This is a genomic window from Caulobacter sp., assembly GCF_039596335.1.
Taxonomy (GTDB): Bacteria; Pseudomonadota; Alphaproteobacteria; order Caulobacterales; family Caulobacteraceae; genus Caulobacter.
The window spans coordinates 103,863-112,230 of the sequence record NZ_JBCNJZ010000012.1 but is presented as its reverse complement, the minus strand read 5'-3'; the positions used below and the strand labels follow the sequence as shown (position 1 = coordinate 112,230).

General features: G+C 67.6%; 5 protein-coding genes and 1 pseudogene. 4 read left to right on the top strand and 2 right to left on the bottom strand.

From position 1 onward, the window contains the following. Positions 1–346 precede the first annotated feature (346 nt). The 4 genes and pseudogenes from rlxS (at position 347) to ABDW31_RS22700 (ending at position 6,747) form a co-directional block, all read left to right on the top strand. Positions 347–2,338: a relaxase/mobilization nuclease RlxS gene (rlxS, locus tag ABDW31_RS22715; protein WP_343699570.1), complete on the top strand. Its 1,992-nt coding sequence runs from the start codon at positions 347–349 to the stop codon at positions 2,336–2,338. Between the two features lie 121 nt (positions 2,339–2,459). After that, a complete protein-coding gene (locus ABDW31_RS22710; RefSeq protein WP_343699569.1) occupies positions 2,460–4,142 on the top strand; it encodes a recombinase family protein in 1,683 nt (560 codons plus the stop codon). 50 nt (positions 4,143–4,192) lie between these two features. Next, a pseudogene (locus tag ABDW31_RS22705) lies at positions 4,193–4,330 on the top strand (DUF3363 domain-containing protein); the annotation flags it as partial. Positions 4,331–4,452: 122 nt separating this feature from the next. Continuing rightward, on the top strand, positions 4,453–6,747 hold the full coding sequence (locus tag ABDW31_RS22700; RefSeq protein WP_184717355.1) for a hypothetical protein: 2,295 nt from the start codon (positions 4,453–4,455) through the stop codon (positions 6,745–6,747). Here the strand turns inward: ABDW31_RS22700 and ABDW31_RS22695 are convergent. Further along, positions 6,744–7,778, bottom strand: coding sequence for a nucleotidyl transferase AbiEii/AbiGii toxin family protein (locus ABDW31_RS22695; RefSeq protein WP_184717357.1), 1,035 nt, complete (start codon positions 7,776–7,778; stop codon positions 6,744–6,746). The two genes, ABDW31_RS22700 and ABDW31_RS22695, sit on opposite strands and share 4 nt — an antisense overlap. Beyond that, positions 7,771–8,367 (bottom strand): DUF6088 family protein, encoded by a 597-nt coding sequence (locus tag ABDW31_RS22690; protein WP_184717359.1) that lies wholly within the window; start codon positions 8,365–8,367, stop codon positions 7,771–7,773. Before ABDW31_RS22690 ends, ABDW31_RS22695 begins: the two co-directional genes overlap by 8 nt. Position 8,368 lies beyond the last annotated feature (1 nt).

The window sequence follows — 8,368 nt, the reverse complement described above, 5'->3', positions numbered from 1 at the left end:
CAATAGGTCCGCAGTCCTCGGTTTTGGTAGCGCTTCGACGCCACGGCCGACCTCCCTCGATAATCAGGAGCCCGACATGGTTCGCCTCATGGAAGGAGAACAAGAGTGCAACAACCGAACGCAAACGAAGGAAGCGCGGGTAAGGCAAGATAAAGCACCGGCGCCATCCCTGCGGTCCCGTCGCCTCAAGGCCTTGTCTGCACATCGTTTTCTTGGATGGCGGCATGGCGCCATGCGGATGGGATTGGCGCTATGGGGCGGCTAAGTCACTGATGCAAAAAGACAATTCGTAGCGCCAATTTCGGTGGCCGGCGCGATCGGTCATAGGACTGGCGGGAGAGTCGCCATGGTCCAGAACGATGATTTCGAGCCACGCCTGGGCAAGCCCCGGGCGCTGGGCTCCAAGCAGGGCAAGAGCTACCTGTCGCGGGTGCTGCGCTCGGCCATGCTGGCCAGCGGCGGGGCCTTCGGCAAGGCGCCGCGCAAGCTCAAGTTCACCGGCGCGCGGATCGGCAAGGGCGCGGGCGTCGCCCGGGTGCTGTCCGCGCGCGACCGGTTCGCCGCCTACCGCGCCCGCCGGGTGATTGTGAAGTTCTCGATTCCCAGGCTCGCCGGCAAGGGTCTGGCCGCGGCCCGCGCCCATCTGCGCTATGTCCAGCGCGACGGCGTCACCCGCGAGGGCGCGCCCGGCCAGCTCTATGACGCCGCCTCCGACCAGGCCGATGGCCGCGCCTTCATCGACCGGGCGCAGGCCGGCGGCGATGCGCGGCAATTTCGGTTCATCGTCTCGCCCGAGGACGGCGCCGAGTACGAGGACCTCAAGCCCCTGACCCGCCGCCTGATGGCGCGGATGGAAGCTGACCTCGACACCAAGCTCGATTGGGTGGCCGTCGATCACCACAACACCGGCCACCCCCACACCCACATCATCGTGCGCGGACGCGACGACCAGGGCCGCGAGCTGGTCATCGCCAAGGACTATCTGACCCAGGGCCTGCGCGAGCGCGCCGCCGAGCTGGTGTCGCTGGACCTGGGACCGCGCGCCGACCACGAGATCGAAGGGCGGTTGCGGCGCGAGGTCGATCAGGAACGGCTGACGAGCCTGGATCGCGGTCTGCTGCGCGACGTCGACCAGGACGGCCTGGTCTCGCCGCGCCATGTCGATCCGCTGCTCTATTCGGTTCGGGCCGGGCGACTGCAAACGCTCGCGCGCCTGGGCTTGGCGCGGGAGCGCGCGCCGACCCGCTGGCGTCTGGACGACGGTCTGGAAGACACCCTGCGCCGCATGGGTGAGCGGGGCGACATCCAGAAGACACTCTACCGTGCGCTGGAGGCGGGCGGCGTCGCGCGCGCCCCTGCCGACCAGGTCATCTACCAGCCGGGGGCGCCGGACGCCCGACCGCTGGTCGGTCGCCTGGTCGCGCGCGGCCTGTCGGACGAGCTGAAGGATCGTCACTATCTGGTCGTCGACGGGGTCGATGGCCGCGCCCACTATGTCGAGATCGGTCGGGGCCTGGCGGTCGAGCCGATCCCGGAGGGCGCGGTGGTGGCGATCGCGCCGCGTCCGGTCGAGCCCCGGGCCGTCGATCATACCGTGGCCAGGATCGCCGCCGTCAACGACGGCCGCTACAGTCTCGACCTGCATCTCGCTTCCGATCCGACCGCCACGGCCGCCTTCGCCGAAACCCATGTCCGAAGGCTCGAGGCCCTGCGTCGGGGACGCGCCGGGGTCGAGCGCCAGGACGACGGGACCTGGATCATCGCCGCCGACCACGTCGAGCGGGCCGGCGCCTACGAGAAGAAGCAGGCCCTGGACGCGCCGGTCGTGGTCAGCACCCTGTCGGCCCAGCGGCTCGACCAGCAGGTCGGCGCGGTCGGCGCCACCTGGCTTGATCGCGAGCTGATCGCGCAGGCGCCCGAACCGCTGCGCGACGCCGGCTTCGGGCGAGAGGTTCGCCAAGCGCTGGTTCAGAGGCGCCAATGGCTGATCGAACAAGGCCTGGCCCAGCAGGAGCAGGACCGGGTGATCTATCGGGCCGGGCTGCTGACCCGCCTGCAGCGGCGCGACCTGATCGCGGCGGCTGAAGGGCTGGCCCGAGAGACGGGGCTGGCCTTCTCCGAGGCGCGGCCCGGGCAGCGGGTCGAGGGCGTCTATCGGCGCGCGGTCGAGCTGGCCAGCGGACGCTTTGCGATGATCGAGCGCAGCCGCGACTTCACGCTCGTGCCGTGGCGTCCGGCGCTGGACGGCCAGGAGGGCCGCGCCGTGTCGGGCGTGCTGCGCGAGGCCGGCGTCAGCTGGACGATCGGACGTGGGCGCTCAGGGCCGTCGGTTTCCTGAACCCCCAAAAAGGCCGGTCGAATCCAACGTCAGAAGACGCATTTGGCCCAAATGTATCTTCCTGCATCCTGTTCGCCGGTCGGTGTTGCGCGCATCCTCCTCCCCGGGGACTGGAGCGGCGATGAACGGCTCGGCCCATCCCCGCTCCTTGATCCCGGCCGCGCAATATCTGCGGATGTCGGACGAGCATCAGCGCTATTCGATCGCCAACCAGACCGCCGCCATCGCGCGCTACGCCGAACAGCGCGGCTTCGAGATCGTGCAGACCTACGCGGACGAAGGTCGCACGGGCCTGCGCCGAAAGGGACGCCGGGCGCTCAACGCCCTGCTCGATGACGTCCGCGCCAAGACCTTCCAGTTCAAGGCCTTGCTGATCCTCGATGTCAGCCGATGGGGGCGCTACCAGAACTACGACGAGTCCGCCGCCTACGAGTTCATGTGCTGGGAGGCGGGGATCGATGTTCGCTTCTGCGTCGAGCCGTTCGAGAACGACGGCTCGCCCGGCTCGTCGATCGTCAAGCACATCAAGCGGATCATGGCCGGCGAGTATGTCCGCGAGCTGTCCGATCGCCTGCGTCGCGCCAAGAAGCTTCAGGCGCAGCTGGGTCATCATACCGGTTCGGCGGTGGTGTTCGGCATCCGACGCGAGCTGATCACCCACGAGGGCAGGACGCGCCAGATCCTGCAGGCCGGCGAGCGCAAGGCCATCACCACCGACCGCATCCGCCTTGTTCTCGGCCCCGCCGAGGAGATCGCGACCGTCCGAGAGATCTTCCGCTTGTTCGTGCGTCGGCGCCTGAACCACGAAGCGATTGCGCGCCGCCTGATCAAGGAGGGCCGGCCCCATCCCACCGCCGGTCCATGGACCGGGGCTAAGGTGCGCAGGGTCCTGGTCGATGAGATCTACACCGGCGTCGTCTTCTACGGAAAGACCTGGCAGTACCTGAAGAGCCCGCCCAAACGCACGGCGCGATCATCCTGGATCAAGGTCCAGGAGCTTCCCCCTATCGTGCCCAAGCGCCTGTTCAACGAGGCCAAGGCGATCTTCGACGCCACCACCGCGCGTCTGTCCAATGATGAGATCGCCGAGCGCCTTCGCCGATGTCTGGCCGAGCAAGGTCGGTTGACGGCCGCGATCCTGATCCGGTGTCCCTACACGCCGTCGATCCACACGCTCGAACGCCGCTTCGGCGGCTTGAACGCGGCCTATGCCTACATCGGCTATGAACCCTCCAAGTATGCCAAGAACCGGGGGCGCGGCGGCACGCGGTGGGACGAGGCGGCGGCGTTGGCAAAACTTCAGGACCTTCATGCCGAGCATGGTTTCATCAGCGGGCTGCTGATCAACTCCACGCGGGGCGTGCCTTCGGCCAAGGCCTACCGCATCCACTTCGGCAGCCTGTTGACCGCCTATGCGCGCGCTGGCCTGAACACGCCGCTTGATCGATCCGAATACGTTCGCGCCGGCGCCAAGCGCGCCGGGCGCGGCGTCAATGGACGCGCGCCAAACGTCCGGCCGCCGCGAAAGCCATCGGTTCTGCGCAATGCGGCGGGCGCGCGGTTCAGCAACGAGGAGCTTGTCGGATTCCTGCGTCGGCTCTTGGAGAAACACGGCTACCTGAATGAGTGCATGATCCAGCTGGACCATACGATCCCGACCGCCACCTACTTTCGCAAACGGTTTGGAACGCTTTTGGCCGCCTACGGCGCGGCCGGCTACGTGAGCACACAAACCGAAGTCCTGCGTCTGGCCGCCGCCAGGCGATCGCCGCTGGCTGTCGAAACGGACAGTCGTCTTGCCTAGGCTGGCGGCGACGTCGGCCCGCGCGGTGATGGCGATGGTGCTGGCTTGATCGCGAGCTGATCGCCGAGACGCCCGAACCGTTGCGCGACGCCGGCTTTGGGCGCGACGTGCGCCAGGCGTTGGTCCAGCGTCGCCAGCGGCTGATCGAGCAAGGCTTGGCCCAGCAGGAACAGGACCGGGTGTCGTGACGTCAGGATCGGCGCTCAGGAAAAAGTCGCGCTAGACCGTCGGTTCGCTCATGCTCACGAACAGGGAGGACGCCGCGTTGTCGATGCTTGGCCAGGGTCGCAGTCGGATGGAGGATCGTTAGATGCTTCCGGCCGCCAACCATCTTGCGCTCGAGGAACTGGGCTGGGCCTCGTTCCAGGACCTGGCGATCGCCTACGCGGAGGATCTCTTCGGCGCGCCGGTGATCTCCTACGCCAAGACCTGGGACGGCGGCGTCGACGGCGAACTTGCGAGCTTCACGTTTCAGGACGCCAAGTCGCCTTGGCAGTGGGCCATCCAGGCCAAGCACACCACCCGCCAGCAATCGCTGACCGAATCCAGCCTCGCCGAGGACTTCACGAAGCTTCCGGCGCTCGTGGCAGAAGGGTTCGACGCCTATCTGCTGGTGACCAATCACGGCGTGTCTCGCGTCGCGCTCAAGGCCGTCCGCGAGCGCGTGCTCGCCGCCGGCTTCAAGTCCTGCCACGTGCATGGACGCGAGCAGCTCGTGCGGCGCATCCGGCGATCGGCCAACCTTCGGGTCTTGGCGCCGCGGGTCTACGGGATCGGCGATCTATCCCTCATCCTCGACGGCCGTCGCGCCGAACAGACCCAGGCTTTGCTGGAGGCTTCCCGGGCCGATTTGGACCGGTTCGTCGCTACCGATCCTTATCGCGCGGCGGTCCGCGCCCTGACCACCGACGGCGTCGTGGTGCTGCTCGGCGAGCCGGCGGCGGGCAAGTCGACCATCGCCCGAGCCCTCTCGGTGGCGTCGGTCGACGCCTTCAAGGCCGAACCCTATGAACTGTCCGGCCTTGACCAGCTCGACGGTCACTGGCTTCCGCGCGAGCCGAGACTGTTCTGGATCGACGACGTCTTTGGGCCCAGCCAAGCGGACTACTTCGCGGCGGACACCTTCAATCGCAAGCTCCCGGCCCTGGTCGCCGCCCTGGCCAAGGGCAGTCGCTTCGTCCTGACCTCCCGAACCTACATTTGGCGCGCGGTGCAGCCGCGCCTGAAGCTTTCGACCGCGCCGAGCCTCAGCAAGGGCATCGTCGAGGTCAAGGTGGAGGACTTCAGCCCGCGCGACCGCGCCTTGATCCTGGCCAATCATGTCCGGCTCGGCGACCACAGCCGGACCTGGAAGTCGGGTTTCAAGCCGCTGGCGCCGGCGGTTTCGCGTCATCCAAGGTTCAATCCTGAGGTGGCGCGGCGGCTGGGGTTGGAAGCGATCACGGGGCAGCTGGAGCTGACCGCCCGCGCCTTGGAGCGCTATGTCGACAATCCGGACGAGTACCTGGAGGAGGTGATCGGCGGACTGGCGGCGGCTGGCCAGGCGGCGTTGGCATTGTTGTTCATGCACGGAGGGGAACTGCCGGTGACCCTGCCGCGCGACGAGGCGCTCGCCGTCGTTTTGGACGCCTTCCCGGTTTCGGCGCCGCAGATCGGCGCCGAGTTGGACGCCATGGAAGGTGCGTTCTGCGTCCGCCGAGTCGAGGACGGCGAGCCGGTCTGGCGGTTTCGCCATCCGACGATCGGCGAGGCCTTCGCCTCCTTCACGACACGGTCGTCCGTCCTGCTCGACGTGTATCTGCGCGGAGCGCCTCCCGAACGCATTCTCGAAGAGGTCGTCTGCGCGGGGGTCGAGGTCAAAGGCGCCAAGATCGAGGTTGGCGTCGGTCACTTCGATCGGTTGATCGCCCGCATGAAGGCTCACTATTGGGGGCGGCTGACGCGCCTTCCGCGGTGGTTTCTGATCGTCAAGGCGACACCGGAGTTCCGCCGCCGCTACTTCACCACGCCGCTGGCCATCAACCACCCGGTCCTCGACGACGGGCGCCTTCTGGACCATCAGACGCTCGCGCTGGCGGCGGTGCTGTTGCCGGAGGGGCTCGTCTCGTTGGAATACCTTCAACACCTGCGCGGGCGCATCGCCAAGGGTCTCGGCCAGTGGGGTTTGCGCAGTTGCCTGAGCACCTGGGCGCGTGAGGTGCTTGGAGCCGAACGGTTCGACGAGCTTCTCCAGGACGTGCTCGCCGAGCTGCGCGAAAGCGGGTCCAGCTACATGGCCTATTATGAGCCGAGCCGTGACTTCGAAGGATCGCCCGCCGAGGCCTTCGCCGAACTGATCGCCTTCGTCGAGGAGCTGGCGGGATGGGTCGACGAGGATGAGGCCGACGAGGTTCTGGAGATCGTCAAGCGGCGCGTCGCCGATCGCGTCGCGGAGCTTGAAGCAGAGGCCGAGCAGGAAGATGCCTGGCGGCAGGAGGAGGAATACTACTACGCCAGCCAGCAGGGGGGCGGGCGCGAGGCGCCATCAGAAAACCGTGCGAGCCCGTTTTCGTTTTCGACGACGGTCGATCCGCTGGCCGACGTCTTTTCGGACCTGGACGACTAGGCCTGACCGTTTTCGGACGTCAACGTGTTGGCCAGGGCCTGGATATCACCGCAGCGTGCGATCAGCGCCTCGAACGTTTCGGCCCCATCCTCCAACAACCCGTCCTCGAGCATGCGGGCGTAGTCCGTCCCCAGCCGCTCCAACGCCAATCCCTCCGGTACGAGCTGCAGATGGCCCGACACCGCGTGCTGATAGTCGATCGTCGCGCCCTCGCTGTCCTTTTCGGCGAAGAATATCGTCTTGTGGGCGGCCACGGCGCCAGCCAGGCTCCGGTCGGCGATGGCCTTGGCCGCATAGCCCGCGTCGTCCAGGCGCACGATGTCGTGCCAGTGGCGCGCGAAACGATCAGCGCCCCGGAAGCGACCCTGTGCACAGAAGACATGGATCGCGGTCGCCTTCTCCCAGAACGTCCGCTCCGCCAACATGACCTGGGGCCGAGCCTCCGGGAACGTCAGGCCTTCCAGGGCGGGCGCGGCGTCGCAGGTCACCGGCACAACCTGCCAGGGGTCGCCGGTCGCGCGAGCGCCGAACTCCAGCATCACCGACGGCGAGACATAGCCGGTGCCGGTGGCCAGGGCCTCGTAGTCGATGAAGATCTTCTCGCCTTCGATTCGCACACGCGCGGCGAGCTGTTCGGCGGCAATCGCCGCCTCGATCAGAGGCGCGATCTCCCGCTCGGTCCACTCGGCCAGGCGCGCCTTGATGGTTTTGGACCATTTCTGCTCCTGGCTGCGATTGGGCGGCAGGGCGGCGCCCGCCTCAGCCACCAGGTCGCCGGCGATGGCGCGGATGTCGTAGGTCAGGTCGACATCCTCCGAGAACCGTCGGATTACCCCGTAGGCTTTCGACAGTGACGTGCCGCCCTTGAAAACAAGGTCGCTTCCGAACCGGGAGGTGAAGAGCGCGTCCAGAGCCCACACCACCCAAACGTCCTTCTCCAGGAGATGAACCGGCCGGCCGGCTGCGGCGCTGGCCACCGCCAAGGCTTCGCGCCGATCGTCCGCGGAAAGCGCAAGGAAAGCGTCAGCCATTCACGGCCAGCCCGCTGACCTGCTGGGCCAACCATGTCGGAAGACGCGGACGAGCGTGGACGATCTCAGCGAGCGCCTCGGTGGACAGGCGGTGGCTGAGCGTCTTCAAGGCGGCCGGCGCATGGGCTTCACCCAGCCAGGCGAGAGCCCGGATGGCTTCGCCCGACGGGCGTCCGGCCAGGGTCAGCTGCCATTTAGGGGCATGGCGCAATTCGACCGACTTGGCCCCGAGCTTCAGCCGGCGACTGGGGCCGGAGGTCAGGTAGACCTCGCGGACCGGCACCTGCGTCGTCAGGCCCAGAGCGTTGGCGGCAGCCGCGCCGTGCGAGGCGATCACCTCGTCGGTCGACGCGGCCAAGGCTTGGACCACGTGCGCGACGGAGGGCGGGCGTTTGCCGAACCGGCTCTCGACAGGATGGACATAGAGCCCGCGTCCGGCGCGGATCAGCTGGCCTCGGCGAACCAGACGCGACAGGGACTGGTCGACCGCGGCGCGCGAGCCCAGGTGGAGCAGCGCCTTGGCGGACACGGTCGCGCCTTCCGGCAGGCGCGCCACATGCTCCAGGATCGCTTGGGTCAACTTCTGCATC